At 46.6% G+C, this 17,724-nt stretch carries 17 protein-coding genes; 7 read left to right on the top strand and 10 right to left on the bottom strand.

Annotated elements, in window-relative coordinates; all coding sequences use genetic code 11:
* The first annotated feature begins 105 nt into the window (after nt 1–105).
* Nucleotides 106–2,862 carry an endo-beta-N-acetylglucosaminidase gene (locus AMS66_RS24260; protein WP_053783234.1) on the top strand — a complete coding sequence of 919 codons (2,757 nt, stop codon included), beginning with the start codon at nt 106–108 and terminating at the stop codon, nt 2,860–2,862.
* Nucleotides 2,863–2,987: 125 nt separating this feature from the next.
* Here the strand turns inward: AMS66_RS24260 and AMS66_RS24265 are convergent, their stop codons facing one another.
* The 5 genes from AMS66_RS24265 to AMS66_RS24285 form a co-directional block, all read right to left on the bottom strand.
* Entirely contained in the window at nt 2,988–3,644 is a 657-nt protein-coding gene (locus tag AMS66_RS24265) for a hypothetical protein (protein ID WP_053783235.1), read from the bottom strand.
* Nucleotides 3,645–4,223: a DinB family protein gene (locus AMS66_RS24270; protein ID WP_236703601.1), complete on the bottom strand. Its 579-nt coding sequence runs from the start codon at nt 4,221–4,223 to the stop codon at nt 3,645–3,647.
* A 35-nt stretch (nt 4,224–4,258) separates the two neighbouring features.
* On the bottom strand, nt 4,259–5,230 hold the full coding sequence (locus AMS66_RS24275) for a helix-turn-helix transcriptional regulator (protein ID WP_053783237.1): 972 nt from the start codon (nt 5,228–5,230) through the stop codon (nt 4,259–4,261).
* Between the two features lie 132 nt (nt 5,231–5,362).
* A complete protein-coding gene (locus AMS66_RS24280; RefSeq protein ID WP_053783238.1) occupies nt 5,363–6,898 on the bottom strand; it encodes a replication initiation and membrane attachment family protein in 1,536 nt (511 codons plus the stop codon).
* A gap of 352 nt (nt 6,899–7,250) precedes the next feature.
* On the bottom strand, nt 7,251–7,544 hold the full coding sequence (locus tag AMS66_RS24285) for a YuiB family protein (RefSeq protein WP_053783239.1): 294 nt from the start codon (nt 7,542–7,544) through the stop codon (nt 7,251–7,253).
* A 230-nt stretch (nt 7,545–7,774) separates the two neighbouring features.
* Between AMS66_RS24285 and hemQ the strand changes: the two genes are divergently transcribed.
* Nucleotides 7,775–8,521 (top strand): hydrogen peroxide-dependent heme synthase, encoded by a 747-nt coding sequence (gene hemQ / locus AMS66_RS24290; RefSeq protein WP_053783240.1) that lies wholly within the window; start codon nt 7,775–7,777, stop codon nt 8,519–8,521.
* Between the two features lie 131 nt (nt 8,522–8,652).
* On the opposite strand, the gene AMS66_RS24295 is transcribed toward hemQ, so the two are convergent.
* Nucleotides 8,653–8,907 (bottom strand): hypothetical protein, encoded by a 255-nt coding sequence (locus AMS66_RS24295; protein ID WP_024632648.1) that lies wholly within the window; start codon nt 8,905–8,907, stop codon nt 8,653–8,655.
* Nucleotides 8,904–10,097 (bottom strand): NAD(P)/FAD-dependent oxidoreductase, encoded by a 1,194-nt coding sequence (locus tag AMS66_RS24300; RefSeq protein ID WP_053783241.1) that lies wholly within the window; start codon nt 10,095–10,097, stop codon nt 8,904–8,906. Before AMS66_RS24300 ends, AMS66_RS24295 begins: the two co-directional genes overlap by 4 nt.
* A 536-nt stretch (nt 10,098–10,633) precedes the next feature.
* Between AMS66_RS24300 and AMS66_RS24305 the strand changes: the two genes are divergently transcribed.
* Nucleotides 10,634–11,608, top strand: a complete 975-nt coding sequence (locus tag AMS66_RS24305; protein WP_236703613.1) for an NAD(P)/FAD-dependent oxidoreductase — start codon at nt 10,634–10,636, stop codon at nt 11,606–11,608.
* Nucleotides 11,609–11,692: 84 nt separating this feature from the next.
* Nucleotides 11,693–11,944 carry a hypothetical protein gene (locus tag AMS66_RS32490; RefSeq protein ID WP_144424598.1) on the top strand — a complete coding sequence of 84 codons (252 nt, stop codon included), beginning with the start codon at nt 11,693–11,695 and terminating at the stop codon, nt 11,942–11,944.
* Between the two features lie 21 nt (nt 11,945–11,965).
* Here AMS66_RS32490 and sda read toward each other — a convergent pair whose 3' ends face one another.
* Both sda and AMS66_RS24315 read right to left on the bottom strand, forming a co-directional pair.
* On the bottom strand, nt 11,966–12,109 hold the full coding sequence (gene sda, locus AMS66_RS24310; RefSeq protein WP_017692430.1) for a sporulation histidine kinase inhibitor Sda: 144 nt from the start codon (nt 12,107–12,109) through the stop codon (nt 11,966–11,968).
* 355 nt (nt 12,110–12,464) lie between these two features.
* Nucleotides 12,465–13,124: a YheC/YheD family protein gene (locus tag AMS66_RS24315; RefSeq protein ID WP_053783243.1), complete on the bottom strand. Its 660-nt coding sequence runs from the start codon at nt 13,122–13,124 to the stop codon at nt 12,465–12,467.
* Between the two features lie 236 nt (nt 13,125–13,360).
* Between AMS66_RS24315 and AMS66_RS24320 the strand changes: the two genes are divergently transcribed.
* Both AMS66_RS24320 and AMS66_RS24325 read left to right on the top strand, forming a co-directional pair.
* Nucleotides 13,361–13,615 (top strand): hypothetical protein, encoded by a 255-nt coding sequence (locus tag AMS66_RS24320; RefSeq protein ID WP_024632653.1) that lies wholly within the window; start codon nt 13,361–13,363, stop codon nt 13,613–13,615.
* 26 nt (nt 13,616–13,641) lie between these two features.
* Entirely contained in the window at nt 13,642–15,168 is a 1,527-nt protein-coding gene (locus tag AMS66_RS24325; protein WP_053783244.1) for a Ppx/GppA phosphatase family protein, read from the top strand.
* On the opposite strand, the gene ppk1 is transcribed toward AMS66_RS24325, so the two are convergent.
* On the bottom strand, nt 15,128–17,209 hold the full coding sequence (gene ppk1, locus AMS66_RS24330; protein ID WP_053783245.1) for a polyphosphate kinase 1: 2,082 nt from the start codon (nt 17,207–17,209) through the stop codon (nt 15,128–15,130). The genes AMS66_RS24325 and ppk1 overlap by 41 nt on opposite strands.
* Nucleotides 17,210–17,457: 248 nt before the next feature.
* On the opposite strand from ppk1, the gene AMS66_RS24335 reads away from it, so the two are divergent.
* Entirely contained in the window at nt 17,458–17,685 is a 228-nt protein-coding gene (locus tag AMS66_RS24335) for a hypothetical protein (protein WP_053783246.1), read from the top strand.
* The last annotated feature ends 39 nt before the right edge of the window (nt 17,686–17,724 follow it).

A 17,724-nucleotide genomic window follows, 5' to 3' on the forward strand; every position in this document is an offset into this window, starting at 1 on the left:
TAATTTAGCCCTATTTGAAAATGCTTTCATGCCCTATCGTTAACCATAAGTTTATTTTTGTGTAAAAGAATACCTTACATTCATTCGACTTGAAGGAGGAACAGCATGAAACGCAAACACAAACCCAAAGGCCTTATCCCCAAAGTAACCGCAATGGTTCTCACTTCGGCTCTGCTTGGACAAGTCATTACTTCATCCGTTTATGCCGGAGACACGCTCCCTTATACAGGTGACAGCGCCAAAGGAGTAAACCAGCCTTATCAGCATGGCTACACCGCTTCCCAGATTCTGAATTGGACACCCGAAAGTGATATCCATGGTGATCTGCTTCGTGCTCATGTACCTTTGCAGCCACGTAATGATGCCTTTGCGGCCACACAAGCTTACCCCGAACTCAGCCCGGACACCCAGTTGTTTACGATGAGTGGCGATTATGGAAACGCGTTCTTTGATAGCACCCCTTACACGAATGAATTCAGCGAGTACCTCTTTAATTATTGGCAGTATACCGACTATTATAGCTATTGGCATGGTATGGCTTCTGCTGGCGTACCCGAGGAATTGTATGACCCCAATAAGGAATGGACGGAGAAGTACTTTGAGTTTGGCATTTTGAACATTCCGAATCCGGCCTACACCAGTGCAGCACACAAAAATGGTGTCCGGTCCATCGCCAACATCTTCTTCTCCGACAATGATCGCGGACCACAAACCTACAAACAGATGCTTGTGCAGGATGAAAACGGGAATTTCCCAGTCGCTGCAAAGCTCGTCGAAATGGCGAAGTATTATAATTACGACGGATACTTCTTCAATCAGGAAGAGGTTGCTAAAGGCGTTGCGCTCGAAGACATCGCTTCCTACAAGAAATTCATGAAATATTTAAGAGACGAAGGACTATATATTCAGTGGTATGACTCCACTATCAATACAACGGGCAAGATTCAATACCAGAACCAGTTTAACGGACTCAACAGTCCTTTTGTGCAAGATTCTGCATTAGGCAGAGTCTCGGATTCGATCTTCCTGAATTACGTGTGGAACCATGACATGCTGCGTGATTCGCGCGATCATGCCGTCAGCCTGGGACTTGATCCACTGGAAACGGTATTTGCCGGTGTCGAAGGTGGGCATGACCAGTTTGGCCGCTGGAAGCAGCTCTACGATCTGCGTAACAATCTGGACGAAAACGGTCAGCCGATGAACAGTATTGCAACACTCGGTGCCGACTTTACCCATAATGCCCTGGATGAAGAGATGGGCGATGGTAGTACAAATCATAGAGCCGAAGATGAGTACCAATGGATGACCTTTGTGCGTGACCGCGCTTGGTGGTCAGGTCCGAATCAGGACCCAACCAATGCACGCCGTACAGCATCCGTCGACCTGTCCGACGTGTATGCTTCCGGTGCAAAGTGGGACGGCATCGCCGCTTATCTCACCGAACGCTCCGTCATTCATGGCTCCAATTTTGTGACCAACTTCAATACAGGACACGGACTGAAATATTATGAAGACGGAACGGTCTCCAATGATTCCGAATGGTCCAATATCAATATTCAGGATATCCCGGTCACCTGGCAGTGGTGGATGGATAGTCAGGGCGACAAGCTCACTGTTGATTTTGACTATGGCCCAACCTATGAAAAAGGCGCTCGCTACACGTATGATTCCGTTGGTGCCTTCACTGGTGGCAGTTCTCTTGTCGTGAACGGAAAGCTGAATGCAGACAATTTCCTGCGTCTGTATAAGACGGATCTGTCGATCAATGCAGAATCCAAACTGGAACTAACCTATAACAAACCATCTGTCAATGACGCTTCTTCCCTGAATGTAGGACTGATCTTCGAAGATGAACCTTCTAAGGTGGTCAAAGTGAATGTGCCAAATTCAGGCCAGCACACGGCAGGCTGGAAAACCACTTCACTGGATCTGAGTGCATACCAAGGGAAGACCGTTGCAGCTTTTGGTCTATCCTTTGACCCTAATGGTACTACGTTTGAAAATTATCAAATGAACATTGGTGAGATTCGGTTCTCGGACGGTTCTGCCGCCAAACCGAATGCGCCAACCGGATTCCACATTGCCAAAGCACTGACCAACACCGATGAGTTGGTTGTCGAATGGGATATCGAGGACTATTCGATGGTTAAGCAATATAATCTGTATGAGAACGGCGCCTATATCGGCGGTGTGTATGACTCCACATTTTATATTAAATCACTCAAACATCCTGCTGGCAAACTGTCCATTCGGGCTGTAGGGGCAGATGGAACCGAGAGTGAAGCAACCGTCCTGTCGTATGATTTGAATGCAGCTGTTCAGGACATTGATGTCAAATTCAAAAACAATGGCGATGCCATGATCAGTTGGAAAAACCCGAAGAAGAACCCAGGTAAAGAGCCGATCCAGCTTACACTCCAAACTGAGTACACAAAGGAACCTTTCACCAAGACACTTCAGATCAAAAAAGGAAAACAGTCTGCCGTTCTGACAGGTCTTCCGACCAATGGTGAACATTACGTCCTGGATATTGCCATTGGCAAACAGAATCCAGTCACTACGACCGGACAACTGGCAGATACTCAGATTACACCATATGCCAAGGAAAAGGTTACGGTAAAGGATGGAAAGTACACCCTCGCATTGCCTGATTTGGAGGATTGGTACAAAATCTATGTCTATGAAAATGAGGTAGCACGCGAATTCGGAGTAACTTACGTTTCGCAGAAATTCCCTTATATCATTCGGGGCAGAACGAAGCTGAGCGAACTGACATTCACGCCTGCATCCAGCACCAGATCCCTGAAGCTCGTTATCGAAGATTATGCCGGCAATAAAGCAACGACGATTCTGCGATAAAAGATTCACAAGGTTAACCGACTTCTTGGCGTCGAGAAAACAATAGAAGAAATTAATCTAGCCCTTTCGCTTCCCTACAGGAAGTCGGAAGGGCGTTATTCATGTTCGGTACTTTTAATTAAACCCTACAATACACCGTTCATTCCACCAAATATCCAACCTAAAACATTAAAATAGATCATAATAAATGACAGTATAATTGCTATCGATAGAATGGGTAAAAATCGTTTTTTATTTATCGGTATGATCAGCAACAACACAATAATCATGATTAAATATATTATCATAAGGATTGGAACTAAATAGTAATGAGTATGAATAGGTAAGTAAGCGTGACGTAATTGAAACCCTTCTGACAGTAATAATGTAACGGGGAGAGCTGCAACAACATTAGATAACAGCCCACTCCCACGTGCATACCACATAATATAAGCACAGATCGGAGATACCACCGCGCATATCCCCCAAAAAACCATAGCCCTCTCAGGAAAAAAATTTAGAAATAATACGGTGTAAACATAATACACAGTCAGCATCGATCCAAAAAAGACGAGTATTTTTACTGCCGCCAATTTGGGAGAATAGCTAAAAACCGATATAAGCGCTGCAACAAATATCCATACACCCAGACGTCCACCGATACTGTCAAATATAGGGTTTATTCCCGGAACATCAACAAGTTTGGCTGCCACCCCCATGCTAACTCCGATCAGCATGGCATACCCTATCGATACAACTTTTTGTTTTGTGGTTGACTCGCTCTTAAGCCTAATCTGATTCATTTACCCTTGAACTTTCTGCTGTTCCAACAAATAAAATATATAATCGGTTGGCACACCGCTATAACCTTGCTGTCTCAACATCGCGGTCACATTGCCCCGGTGATAAGTCCCGTGGTTGACAACATGCTGTAGAATGTCGGAAAAACGTGTTTCCATTTTACCGTATTTTGGATGCTCAATCGTCATTTTTTTGTCCGGGTCAGGCGTATGCCGCAGTAAATCGCGGAAACGTTCGGCAACGCTGCCAAACAGCTCACGCATCTCATTCACGGTTTTGCCCTGTGCCTCCTCTGTCCAGCCCGAGATTTTCGGGAAAATCTCCTCGTTAGGAACTTCCGCGAGCACGAGCATGTAGAGCTGTTCGAACAAGTACATGTGTGCACATGTGTGTGATACGGATGGGAACACGCTCGTCACTTCCGCATGGAATACCTCCTTCGGGAGTTGCTCCAGGTGTGCACACAATCGATCGTTTGCCCAAACATGATAGTCATACAGTCGGTGTGGTTGTTGAAGCATCAATGAATTCACCTTTCCTTTCTTCGCATGGTTTGGCTGCCGCAGCTGTGTCTTTATCATATAACAAGTTCGCTGACAAATGTTGTCAGCAAACTTCAATCCGGATCGTCTTCATAATGTTTGGCGATACCGTATGCCATTTTCTGAATCCGCCGCTTCAACTCCAGTGGTTCGCGGATGCGAATGGCCGTGCCGAACGTCATGAGATATGTCGGGAGGTACTTGTTCATCGTCGGAGCATCGATCAGAAACCGTGCATCGCGATCGGTTCGTTCCGTCAAATAGTGGCGTAGATGCCAGTGGTTGCAAACCGCATTAAGCGTGTCAGGCTGTCCCTCGATACGGATAACCGTTAACGGCCCATCTGCCTCCCGTCTCTGGTTGGACTGCTCACAGAAAAACGCGGACGCAGAGAAAGACTCCGGCTTGTCAAACCTCGCTTCGGTTGACTCCAGCCGTTCGATTCGTTCGACGCGAAACGTCCGCATCGCCTGCGACCGATGGCAGAACGCGACAACGTACCATTCGTTTCGGTCATACGCTAGCCCATATGGATCCACTTCACGTTCGTCAGCCTGCTCCGCATTCGCTTTGCGATAGACCATACGGACCGTTCCCCCGTCTTTCGTCGCTTGTTCCAAGTCTCGCAACAACGGAACAACAGAAGGTGCACGCGCTGAAGAAACGACGTCCAAGCTGCTCTGCTGGCGAGACAGATCATGGCGTTGCTCTTCGTGCAGTCCGTTCTCCACCTTCTTCAATGCAAATTCAAGTTCCTGCACATACGGATAGCCGGCGCCTTGGGCAAATTTAAACGCATCCACAAGTGCCTTCAACTCTACGGAGTTGAAAAACAATGGCGTTTCTTTAAAACTTTCCAAAATACGAATGCCGCCATCATGACCCGATTCCGCAACGACCGGCACGCCGCTGGCGCATAATGCGTCGATATATCGATACACGGTGCGGACGCTGATCTCCAAACTGTCCGCGATTTGCGCTGCGGTAAGCTTTCTTCCGGATCGCAACATCCAAAGCATGGACAGCATATTATCCCATTTTGCCATCGGGAATCCCCCTTTTTCCTTGAGAGAATAAAACTCATTTAAGCATTATTGAATGATGTAAAATAATCATCTAGCAAAAAAGCGAGTCTCCTTTGATTTAGGGACTCGCCTTTGAGGTCTATATTATGAAAATTATGAAGTTCCCTTTTGCTTGCTTGCCTGCATCTGCTGGGCAAACCTCATCATCTCTTCAAACTCTTCTTCGGATACGGCATCGCCGTCGGCGCCTATGTCTTGTACAATCGGAATTTCGGGTTTGGCTTTGGTTCCTTTGCCGTATGTACGGGAACGGGTTCCAGCTGCACCAGCAGCCTGTTTGCCTTTGACCTTGGCTTGGTCACGAATGTATTGTACCGCCTTCTCATAGGAATTCACCTGCTTGAGCAGCATGTTGGAGGCAATGGCCTCAACAAAGTTACGGTTAATTCTTTGCTCACCACCGGATACAAGCAATGCCATCAAATAATGAATCAGCACATTGATCACTTCACCAGGCAACTTGTAGCTGAGGTCGATCTTCTCAAAAATGTCCACCAGGTTGTCCGGTACGGCACCAGGGAAGAACGTCTGAAGCAATCGTGTGTAGGGCTCATTACGCAGCATCATATTGTATTGATGAATATCACACTTGGTCGAAAATTGCGGTGGCACTTCGACGTAGTATTCCATCTGTACTACATGTTCGACAGGCGGTTCACCGGAATCCTCTTTATGCTCAGGCTCCTCCATATGCTGTCTGAGGGCAACAACCTTCGCTGCCTGTACTGTCTGCTGCTCATGTCGCTTCTTGGTCTGTCTGAACTGCAGGCTTGCCTTGTGTTGAAGATCATCCAGCACCAGCTGCCCCTGTGGGTTAAAGATATCATCTTCATCCAACAAACGACATACATCCTGTACGCTGAGATTGAACTTGTTCACAACATAATTCACAATGCCGAGCTGTTCGTGATCGAACCGCAATTGCTCCACATGACGGCGATTAACCGACTCACGCGGAAAACGCAATATAATGTCGGCATAATTCAGGCTGTTCTCTTCGGCCGCACCACTTATCCCGCTGCGCTGGGCCGAAGTCGAAACTTCCGACAACGCTTGTTCCAGTTCATAATCAATGACATGGGTATTCAATTCAAATATATCGTAAAAAGGAACGGAAATATTCTCTTTATTCGCTGCTGGGTAAGGCGCGTCACCGCTCTCTATCGCCGAAAAACCGGAACGCAGGGAGAGTACGGCGAACTTGCCGATTTTGTCACGAAGCAGTAGTGTCAAATGCTGTGTACGGAAAAATTCTACCGGGGAGAGCGGAGGCTGCAGCTCGTATTCGTAAATGTAATCATCATTTTCCGGAATATATAGCCGTGAAGTCTGAAGTAATCCCACGGCTTCCAGCTTGGATGCCTGCTCCACCAAATATTTGCGTCCTTTCTCGCTTGGCTCAAGTCCAAGCGTCATGAACAGCCTCCGTTGCTGTTCAAGCGGGGAATAACCGACCTGTTCACCGGGAAGATGCTGAAACAGCAGTCGATACAAGCCAACCGCAAAGGCACCTACCATTGGCTGATATGCTCCGGTAAGCATACGGTCATCCAGGGCACTAAGTCCAAACTCCCTGTACACGCAGTAACGATGATGTTCAGTATAATGGTGCAAATTCTTCATGCGCATAGCTTGATCTCCTTCTCCCCAAAAGTATGTTTATCTATTCTATCATAAATGTCGGATCCTCAAATGCTCAAAAACAGGTAAAAAACGGACCTGTTCTCGTTCCGTTTCGTCCTAGGTCGACAGCATTCACGTTTTCGCAGAGTTGCTAGATTACTATAAAAGCTACAGTCATAGAAAACAAGTAAACATATGGAGAAATGTTATCCAGATATATATGAGACATGTCCGTAAAATAGTGCACACTTTTTTGATGCACGCCAAAAAGCCTTCCCTTTGCACTCGTAAGCGTTTACGACAAAGGCAAGACCTTTAGAAATTGCAGTCCAGCGATTGCTACCATTTGACTAGCCGATTAGAACATTTTGTACCCACCCAGACGAAGTTTGCGAATGGCCCAGCCACTAATTACCGCTCCAGCAAGTCCAGCTACGCCCGTCATATAGTCTACAATATGGAAAGAACCCAGATGCGACATCAGCGATGCCGTATGATCCCATAAGGAATACACGACGACAGGCAGAATGACAATAATGAACAGATAGGAAGGAAACCAGGTTGTCTTCATCAGCATATTCAGAATGAAACCGATACCAAACATCATAACGAAAAATAACACCATCAATACCAGCACAGGTATAAACTGCATCGGGTGACGTTCACCTCTTCTTTCACTGACTCGGGTTTCTCTTACTACGGATAGTAGATAGTGTACCGCAAAAAATGTGGCGAAGCAACGAACTTTCTGGACAAATTTCCCTATATTCACCTTCTCTTCATTTGCCCTTCTGCTTCCTGTTGGGATACAATGAAGACGATAAAGTACTCAACCGTCCCTTACCGGATTTGGAAATATACATTGCAGGAGGAATACAATTCATGAACGAAGCCGCATCAACTCTGGAGGGCTGGTACGCCCTGCATGATTTTCGCTCGATTAACTGGGCCGCCTGGAAAGCAGCCGATGATGAGGAACGTGCCGTAGCACTGGACGAGCTGGAGGAATTCTGGAAAGAATGGAAGGAAGTCGAGAATTCGTCCCAAGGGAGCACAGTCGTGTATACGGTTGTGGGCCAAAAAGCTGACCTTGTCATGATGCATCTGCGTGAAACGCTGGAAGATCTGAAGGCCGTTGAGAATGCCTTCAACAAAACGATGTTTGCCCAGTACACGACCAAATCGTATTCTTACGTCAGCGTAGTTGAGCTGAGTAACTATCTCAGCAAAGAAGGCGAAGACCCGATGCAGAATCCGGAAATTATCGCCCGTCTCAAACCGGTTCTGCCACAGCGGCAATACATCTGCTTCTACCCGATGAACAAAAAACGCGAGTTGAACGACAACTGGTACATGCTATCCATGGATGAGCGTCGTACAATGATGCGCAGCCACGGCATGATTGGTCGCAGCTATGCGGGCAAAGTGAAACAGATCATTACCGGTTCCGTTGGTTTTGACGACTGGGAATGGGGCGTTACGTTGTTTGCAGATGATGCACTTCAGTTCAAGAAACTCGTTTACGAGATGCGCTTTGACGAAGTCAGTGCCCGTTTTGGCGAATTCGGCTCTTTCTATGTGGGAAGTCTGCTGAACGAAGGAACTTTGGAAGACATGCTCAAGCTGTAAATCGAATAAAGCACAAAAAGCACCGCGACACCTCCATTAAGGATTGGGTCAGCGGTGCTTTTACATATTCCTATGAATATAAATGATCAAACGAAATGGATGAATCGGGTTCTTTTGAATAACTTGATCTCTTAATCCTGATCCTCTTCGTCAACCGCTTTCAGAGACTCCAGAAACTCAGCTGTAGCTCTGTCACGGTCACGTCCTTTCTCCTTAAGCCGCTCGATGGCAGGCAAAATGAGAATATCAACTTCCTTCTGAACGATGTAAGCCAGATCATACTGATCCTGTTCCTCCAGATAACCGCCGACTTGCATCAGGGCGTTGTACCGATCCAGTTCTTCGCGCGTGAGTAGCCCTCTGACCTGAACACTGCAATGTCTCATCCAAAAAACCGCCCTTTCTTCAGTACTAAAGGAATACCACCGATGATAAACAAGTACCGGAGATCCACCAACTTTTTCAGCTGAGCCGCTTTCCATCCCTTGTATTTCTTACCACCTACGACGGCGATAGCTTCACCTTTCCCCAGCGACGCGACCGTACCTTTACTTGTAAATACAAAAGGTTGTGGTTGCTTCTTGCGGATGGCTGCGACAACGTTTTTGGCACAGTTAACACCCTGCTGCATCGCGATCTGAGCTGTTGGTGGATATGGGCGGCCTTCGTTGTTGAATACCAGTGAATTGTCACCGATGACATAAACATGCTCATGTCCTGGAGCACGAAGAAATTCATCGACTTTCACCCGTCCACGCATCACTTCAAGGCCAGCCTGCTCAAGCAAGGCGTTGCCGCGAATACCGCCGGTCCATACAACCGTTGCTGCATCGAGTTTTTCTCCTTCACCCACAATGACTCCGTCTGGCAGACATTGCTTGATCGGAACACCGATTTTGAAAGTAACGCCTTTTTTCTTCAACACGTTCATTGCATGCTCAACCAGTTCCGGGTCAAAGCCGGGCAGAGCTGAAGGCGCTGCTTCCACATTATAGATGTGCACATTTTTCGGATTCACGTCGAATTCCTTGCAAAGCTGAGGAATTCGATCCGCTAGTTCAGCCACGAATTCGACTCCACTGAAGCCAGCTCCACCCACGACAAAACGAATGCGGTTACGTTTATTATCGTTTTTGTACATGGCAAACTGATATTCGATATGCTCACGAATCATTCGGACCGAGTTAATGCTGCGAATGGTCATCGCATGATCGAGCATGCCCGGAATACCGAAGGTTTCCGGTTCCCCACCCAATCCAATAATCAGATAATCATAGGATAACGTGCCGTCCTCCAGAATGATCTTCCGATCCTGCAGCCGGATCTCCTTGACCGAAGACTTGACCAAATCAATCTTGAACTCGTCAATCAGCTTCGATATCGGGACCCTTGCATGTTCAACAGTATCTGTACCGGCTGCCGGCATATGTAGATGTGTGGTGATATAATGATAATCATGCCGGTTCACCAGTGTGACATCGGCCTCGTTATAGTTCAATTCCTTCTGCAGCCGCTGGGCTGTCAGAATCCCGCCATAGCCCGCGCCGAGGATGACGATTTTGGGAATGCTGCTCATGTCTGTACCCCTTCCGGTTTCGTTCGCATCAACCGTTCGTTTGTTTGTTTTGTAAAAAGTCTCTTACTTACCCATATTGATGAGGTCTTATCCATTATGACGACAAATGTTAACTTCGCGAATTTATTTGAACTTTTTGCATGCAAGTTATCGATTAAAATTGTGAAATTATACACAAGATTCAACAAAACGCGGGTATTGTCTTCACATTACAAATTGGGGCTAAATTAGACAAAAAAACACATAGTACAGGTCAAGGATATCTGTATTTCTGGCAAATATCAAGGTTTTTTTTGTTATTTTTCATAACCTTTCATTTCCAATTTCATCCTATTCTCACCTGATCTTCATCTATTGTTCCCAGATTCATCAAACTGCCAACTTTGCAACCCAGTTTACACCGTTTATAATGAGAAAGACAGTTCAGCAACAAACGCTGGTTACAGTACGTACCCGGCTTTATTATTTCTGTTAACTACCTATTAAAATAAGAAAGGTGTTGTTGATTCTTGACTGCACAAACTGCCGGTCATGACATGACCGATTTACTTATTATTGGTGGCGGCCCTGCGGGTCTGTTCGCCGCGTTTTACGGAGGGATGCGTCAGGCATCTGTTACTCTGGTTGAAAGTATGCCACAACTTGGTGGACAACTTGCCGCCCTCTATCCCGAAAAATTCATCTATGATGTAGCCGGTTTCCCGAAAGTGACCGCTCAGGAACTGGTGAATAATCTGGTGGAGCAAATGAGCCATTTTAACCCCAACATCCGGCTTGAGGAAAAGGTTGTATCGGTAGAGAAATTAGAAGAGCGTCACTTCGTCATAAAAACCGATGAGAATGAATATCACGCCAAAGCCGTAATTATCACTGCGGGTGTGGGTGCATTCGAACCCCGTCGTCTGGAGCTTGAGGGTGCGGCCAAATTCGAAAAAACCAATCTGCACTATTTCATCAGTGATCTGAATGCCTTTGCCGGCAAAAAAGTACTGATCAGTGGTGGCGGTGACTCCGCTGTGGACTGGGCGCTCATGCTCGAGCCGATCGCTGAGCAAGTAACCCTGATCCATCGCCGGGACAAATTCCGCGCGCATGAGCACAGTGTCGAAAACCTGATGAATTCCAAGGTGAACATCGTTACACCGACCGAAATTACGGAACTTCACGGTGAAGACCGTATTACCAAGGTTACTTTGGCTCACGTCAAAACCAAGGAAACACAGGAAATTGAAGTCGATGATGTCATCGTCAACTTCGGCTTTGTCTCTTCCCTGGGACCTATCGCAGAATGGGGCATCGAAATTGATAGCAATTCCATCGTGGTCGATTCCCGCATGGAAACTTCGATTCCGGGTATCTATGCTGCCGGAGATATTACAACTTATCCAGGCAAGCTAAAGCTGATTGCTGTCGGATTCGGTGAAGCGCCAACCGCAGTCAACAATGCCAAGGTTTACTTCGACCCAGACGCCAAGTTGTCCCCGGGACATAGTAGTAACATGAAGCGCTAATTCCCTATGGGATCATATAGAACATAAAAGACACAAAAAAGGGTATCTTACTCCTGAATGAATTCAACATCAGGAGGGATACCCTTGTCTTATATATGCCCGCTGTGTAACGGTCTGGTTGTACCGGAGCAGGCTTGTCCCCACTGCCTTCAGGGACTGTCAGAATGCGGCAAATTGGACGATTACACCGGACCATACAGCCCCTACGCCATTCACACTTCCTCTGACACGGCAGACGAAGCAGAAAACGTTTGCAATCATATGATGTTCTGTCACCACTGCCAGACAAGCACGCTATGGCCTGTCCATCTATGGGACATATCCGGAAACCTGTAACATTGCCTGCAATGAGGATCTCTAGTGAAGAATGGCAGATACGTCGGTACCCAGTTTGCGCTTATGGATTTCTGCCAACAGCAGTGCGATGAAATCTCGTTCGAGATTCAACTCAATCGCCTTATGGTAGGAATCCAACAACATCTCATCGGATAACATAGCCATTTCCCGCCACAACCTTTCCTTTTTTTTCCTCGAAACTATCATATCAGAGATTTATAAAGAGAACAAGCGTTCTTGTTATCCACAACGTTATGTGGAAATCCTGTGTATAGTTTGTTGATAAATGGTAAAAATGTTGATTGATCAACGTGGATAGTGTGGACAGTATTTATACACAGGATCGTAGCTTATCGAACAGAACGATTATCAGAGCGTTTTTTTTTAGAATAAAATCATAGTTTCAAGAGTTGATGCGAGTAAATTACCCTTATTGTTATATTTCAAACGTTCTCCATCTAGTTTCTTTCTATATTACTATCGGATTTTCTTTGGATTTTTTTAGCTTTTTTCACCATTTTCATTGCGGTCTGGTGTTCACTTCCAAAATCCATATCTTGCCTGAATGATCCAGCCCATAATCGAAGCCGAGCTGGCCGACACCTGGGAACCGACTTTCCATGATATGTGTACAGGTGAGTGTCAGTGAACGCATCTCTCGACGTTTATGTTTTCCGGAAATATGAGGTAGAGACAGAGCGAGCGCTCTCCTACCAGACAGCATCGTTCCTCCTTTGCTAAGATTGGTCACGACCAGTCCCGGACGTGCGAGCCGTCCCACCATAGAACGGAATACCCAGCCTCTTTCCGTCTTGACGACTTTGACTCTGTAATCGATAGGTCTGCCTTGAATGGTCGCCAGATGAATGCCTTGCTGGATCATGTATCTCCGTCTGGCTTTTACACGGATTAGGGAACGGTACATCTGATTAAAATGAGTAAAAGAACGGGTTATTTTCATATGAGTGTATCGATAGGCTCCTCCGCTTGCCGATACTCTAATGACACCGTAACCTCCACCACCGACAACAGGTTTGATATACACCATTCCATAATGACTAAGCATCTTTAGCAGATTCCCCGAGTTGAACGCCTTCGTCTGTGGAATATGGACAGCAGCTACCGGATATTTCAACAGCGCTGCTGTCTTCAGCCATTTGCTTGCAAGTTGTCTCGACATGGGTTGATCTCCTTTCGTGAACAATAGTCCTTCCTTATACATACTCAACAGGAGCCGTGCTTTCTTGGATGTCTGTCCAAGGCTGGAGCCCCTTTTCCGTGGATAAAGTCCATCAGCTTGGTTCAAGGCCGGAACAGGCGCCTGGTTTGCTTTTCAAACGCATCAATCTATCGTATGCTACTAAGGAATGGTATGGAGAGGCTTAAATATGAGGATTTAAGGAGCGTTCAGAAGACATGGAATCATTTTTCAAATCACTGTATGGCGTAGCCTATTTTGCAATTTCTATCGTTCTGGTAGCCATTACGGTACTTCTATTCGTTACAGGTATTCGACTGTTTATGAAGAAAAGCAATCGTGGCTTTGCTGTGAGTTGTATTCTGTTTGCCTGCTTTATCGTCTTCATTATTGTGGTCATGCTGACCACGCCCTTCTCCTCGACGCCTCCTGGTTCACCGGAAGCCATGGCAGCCTTGCTGAGAATTGGGTAGATTAACCTCTGTAGAAGGAGATGCTTATGACACATAACGAAATACTCGGAATCATCGATATCGGCTCCAATTCCATACGTCTTGTTATTTATGAACTTGACCAGGATGGGGCCTATCGCATCATTCATGAAGACAAATATGCCGCTCGTCTGAGCAATGTGGTTGAACAAGACGGAACCATCCTGCGACATTCACTGGACAAGGCTATCACGATTTTGCGACAATTCAGGGCTACCTGCGAAGCTTATCAAGCCAAGCTTATCCGCGCCGCAGCTACAGCGGCCATCCGGAATGCAGGCAATGCCTCAGAAATTATAGGTTGGTTGGAAGCTGAGACGGGACTTACGATTGAATGTGTATCCGGCGATCAGGAAGCCTATTATGGTTTCCTTGGAGTCACCCAATCCATTGATCTGGCGGATGGTTATGTCGTGGATATTGGGGGCGGCAGTACCGAGATTACTGTATTCCGTGATCGAAAAAGACTGCACAGCATCTCTCTGCCTATTGGTGCTGTTAACTCACATGCCCGTTATGGTGGAGAAGATCAGTGGACTGAAGCTAATGCGACCGCACTCTGTAAGGAAGTTATACGGACATTAAGTGATCAGGATTGGGTCAGACAGCATCCAGGACTACCTCTAATAGGGCTTGGTGGCACGATGCGTACCCTGGCCAAAGTGGAACAGAAGAGAACGCAGTATTCATTGCCGGTTACGCATCATTACGAGATCGGTGCGGAAGAGATGGAAAATATTGCTCGTTCTTTGCCCTATCTAACCTCGGCACAACGCAAGAAAGTGCCCGGCCTTGCCAAGGATCGTGCCGACATTATTGTTCCAGGAGTTCTCATATTGCAGACGGTCTTCCGGATCATCCAGGGAGATCGTTATGTCGTGAGCGGAGCGGGATTACGGGATGGTTTGCTAAGGGATCTCCTGGCTGCAGGTCAGCCGGTAGTGCCGGACGCGCTGAAGGACAGCATTCGCAACTTCATTCATTTTGGCCCACCGATTCCCGAGAAACGTCTGAATCGAATCCACCATGATGCGCTTACCCTGTATACCGCCTTACATGGCAATTCCCCCGATCCAGCGGATACCCGGATCCTGTACACAGCCTCCATGCTGCACATGGCTGGAAAACAGATTAACTATTTCCGGTATCCCCAGCACTCGGCCTATTGGATTATGAATGCAAGCATCTACGGACTATCTCACCGGGAGACAATCCTGAGTGCCGTTGCAGCCGATTATCATCCAAAAAAAAGAACGCCCCAGTTGCTTCATAAGCACAAGGACATTCTAAAGGATTCGGACGAACGGCATGCCCATCGCTTGGGCTCTCTGCTGCGCGTAACTGAAGCGATTAATCGAGCTGAAAGTATTACCGCCATAAAGGCAGCAAAAGAAAACGACTCGCTGCAGATTCAATTCATCTGTACAGCCGAGCCGTTACTGGAACTGAGCGACCTCGAAGAGGCCGTCAAAGATTTGCAGGAAGCTTGGGGAGTTACGTTATCGCACTCCATTCAGCAGGCTTCCAGGGGATAATCCCCATCGCCTCCGTCTGACTTCTCAGCGGGGGCTTTTCATTTTGTACAAATACATAATTGCCGCCAGGCATAAGCTCTCTTGCCTTCACATTATCCATGAGCGACAAATTCAATATGTCCACCAGCATCTTCTTCAGTTCCGGATCAAACACAGGACACATCAGTTCAATTCTTCGCTTCAAATTACGGGTCATCCAGTCTGCACTGGACAGATACACATCCGGGTTCCCGCTGTTTTCAAAATAAAACAGTCTGGAGTGTTCCAGGAATCGGTCCACGATGCTGATTACACGAATATTTTCACTAAGTCCCTCTACACCAGGACGCAAGCAGCATACACCGCGCACGATCAGATCAATCTGTACTCCAGCTTGAGATGCCAGATATAATTCATCGATCATATCCTGATGGGATAAGGAATTGATCTTAGCAATAATCCTGGACGGTCTTCCCTTCAAGGCATGCTCCGCTTCCCGCCGAATGAGCGCGAATAGTTCATCCTTCATGCCGTCTGGGGCGACGCGGAATGCCTGCAACGCTTTGGGTCCCGAATATCCGGTAATCTCATTGAACAATTCCGATGCATCTTCGCCAATGATGGGATTGGAGGTGAATAGTCCCACGTCGGTATATACTTTGGCTGTACTTTCATTGTAGTTCCCAGTTCCGACATGCACATACCTTCTCAGACCATTCTGTTCCCTGCGTACGACAAGAATAATCTTGGCATGAGTCTTTAATCCAACCAATCCATATACCACATGACAGCCTGCCTTCTCCAGCGTGCGGGCCCATGCAATATTTCGTTCTTCGTCAAATCTGGCTTTCAACTCAACAACAACGGTCACCTGTTTGCCGCTCTCAGCAGCATGAGCCAATGCAGGGATGAGACGGGAATCCCCATTCACCCGGTATAACGTCATTTTGATTGCCATCACGCGTGGATCTTCCGAAGCCTCCACAATAAAGTCCGTTACCGGTTCAAACGATTCATATGGATGATGAACGAGCACATCCCGTTTACGCAGCAATTCAAAGTGACTTTCCCGTGGAAGGAACTCCAGGGGATACACCGGCTGTACCGGACTGTATTTCAGATGAGTAAACCCTTCCAGACTATCCACAAACCCGGCCAGAAAACTCAGATCCAGCGGTCCATCAATTTCGTACACGGGGTCTTGAATATCGAACTCTTCCTGCAGCTCAAGCAATGCATCCGGTCGAAAATCCGTGCACACTTCCAGTCGTACCGGTGCTCCCCGGCGTCTGCGCCGCAGTTCCTTCTCAATCGCTTCAATTAAATCTTCCGCTTCTTCTTCATTAATGAAAAGATCCGCATTGCGGGTCACCCTGAATTCCTGTACAGCCAGTGGAACATATCCACTGAATAGGGTATGAATATGATGTTTGATGAGATCTTCGATCAAAATGAACGTTTTCTTTTTACTATTCGCCCGAAGAGGTACCTGAATAACCCGAGGAATATTGGAAGGCACCTGAACAATAGCCAAAAACGGCTCGCCCTCCTGCTCTTCTTCCTTCTGCAGCATCACGGACAGATATACAGACTTGTTGTGTACCAGCGGGAATGGACGACTCTGATCAATAGCCATCGGTGTTAATACCGGAAAAATGATCTCATGAAAATACTGATCCATTGCCCGCTGCTGGGTCATATTCAGATCTGTGTATTCCTGGAAATTGACGCCTTTCTTGGCGAGAAGACGAATGAGTTCCCGATAGGTTTTATATTGTTCGGCGACCATGGTCCCCGTTCGTTTAATCAATCTACGGTACAAGCCGGAAGGGGTGTAGCCCGTAAAATCCTTTTGCGTAAATCCGGCCTTGATCTTCTCTTTCGTCTCCGCTACCCTTACACTTACGAACTCGTCCAGGTTACTGGCAACAATGCCAAGAAACCTCATGCGTTCCAGCAGAGGTGTTGTTGGATCTTGCGCCTCCTGGAGCACACGACGATTGAATTCCACCCAACTTAAATCACGGTTAACGTAGTTACCTGTTTTGACATCTCTATGCATGTATGGCCTCCGAATTTGTTGCATATCTATTCTTGGTTAGATGTTCTCAACTAATTGTACTATTCGTGATTGGCTACAAGCGTCAGCGCAGTGTAAATGCTATGTAAAATTTATGTAAATGATACCTTATGACGATAACTTTTTCCATCCCTTTACAAAGAGAAGTAGACAGAGTAAAGTGATGTACAGTGTAAAATGGTTCGTTTCCTGTTCACATTCCAAAATTGTATTTGTTAAAGGAGTATATAATGAAATCTAATAAACCTAGAACGTTACAAAAAAATATAGAATTTTTCACAGCTGCTCTATCGCAATGCACGGTAACTGCATGGCAGGAAGATCCGGCTGGCGTATATTGTGAAGTGGGCCGTGGCATCGTGGAGCGGATCAACGAATACAGCGTGAGAATTCGCAACGAGGACGGTACGAAAAGTCATTATGACCGGGATATTACGATGTTCCAAACCGAAAAATAATTTTGCGCAAATATGAAAAAAGACTAGCTTTCCGGAAAA

It is taken from the genome of Paenibacillus xylanivorans, from assembly GCF_001280595.1.
Classification (GTDB): Bacteria; Bacillota; Bacilli; order Paenibacillales; family Paenibacillaceae; genus Paenibacillus; species Paenibacillus xylanivorans.

Coding starts and splice junctions, on each gene's coding strand:
- AMS66_RS24315 (WP_053783243.1), bottom strand. CDS start 13,124: ATGTCGAGACAACTTGCAAGCAAATGGCTGAAGACAGCAGCGCTGTTG.
- AMS66_RS24305 (WP_236703613.1), top strand. CDS start 10,634: ATGACCGATTTACTTATTATTGGTGGCGGCCCTGCGGGTCTGTTCGCC.
- AMS66_RS24280 (WP_053783238.1), bottom strand. CDS start 6,898: ATGCGCATGAAGAATTTGCACCATTATACTGAACATCATCGTTACTGC.
- AMS66_RS24265 (WP_053783235.1), bottom strand. CDS start 3,644: ATGAATCAGATTAGGCTTAAGAGCGAGTCAACCACAAAACAAAAAGTT.
- AMS66_RS24285 (WP_053783239.1), bottom strand. CDS start 7,544: ATGCAGTTTATACCTGTGCTGGTATTGATGGTGTTATTTTTCGTTATG.
- AMS66_RS24320 (WP_024632653.1), top strand. CDS start 13,361: ATGGAATCATTTTTCAAATCACTGTATGGCGTAGCCTATTTTGCAATT.
- AMS66_RS24325 (WP_053783244.1), top strand. CDS start 13,642: ATGACACATAACGAAATACTCGGAATCATCGATATCGGCTCCAATTCC.
- AMS66_RS24335 (WP_053783246.1), top strand. CDS start 17,458: ATGAAATCTAATAAACCTAGAACGTTACAAAAAAATATAGAATTTTTC.
- AMS66_RS24295 (WP_024632648.1), bottom strand. CDS start 8,907: ATGAGACATTGCAGTGTTCAGGTCAGAGGGCTACTCACGCGCGAAGAA.
- AMS66_RS24270 (WP_236703601.1), bottom strand. CDS start 4,223: ATGATAAAGACACAGCTGCGGCAGCCAAACCATGCGAAGAAAGGAAAG.
- sda (WP_017692430.1), bottom strand. CDS start 12,109: ATGGCTATGTTATCCGATGAGATGTTGTTGGATTCCTACCATAAGGCG.
- AMS66_RS24275 (WP_053783237.1), bottom strand. CDS start 5,230: ATGGCAAAATGGGATAATATGCTGTCCATGCTTTGGATGTTGCGATCC.
- AMS66_RS24300 (WP_053783241.1), bottom strand. CDS start 10,097: ATGAGCAGCATTCCCAAAATCGTCATCCTCGGCGCGGGCTATGGCGGG.
- ppk1 (WP_053783245.1), bottom strand. CDS start 17,209: ATGCATAGAGATGTCAAAACAGGTAACTACGTTAACCGTGATTTAAGT.
- hemQ (WP_053783240.1), top strand. CDS start 7,775: ATGAACGAAGCCGCATCAACTCTGGAGGGCTGGTACGCCCTGCATGAT.
- AMS66_RS24260 (WP_053783234.1), top strand. CDS start 106: ATGAAACGCAAACACAAACCCAAAGGCCTTATCCCCAAAGTAACCGCA.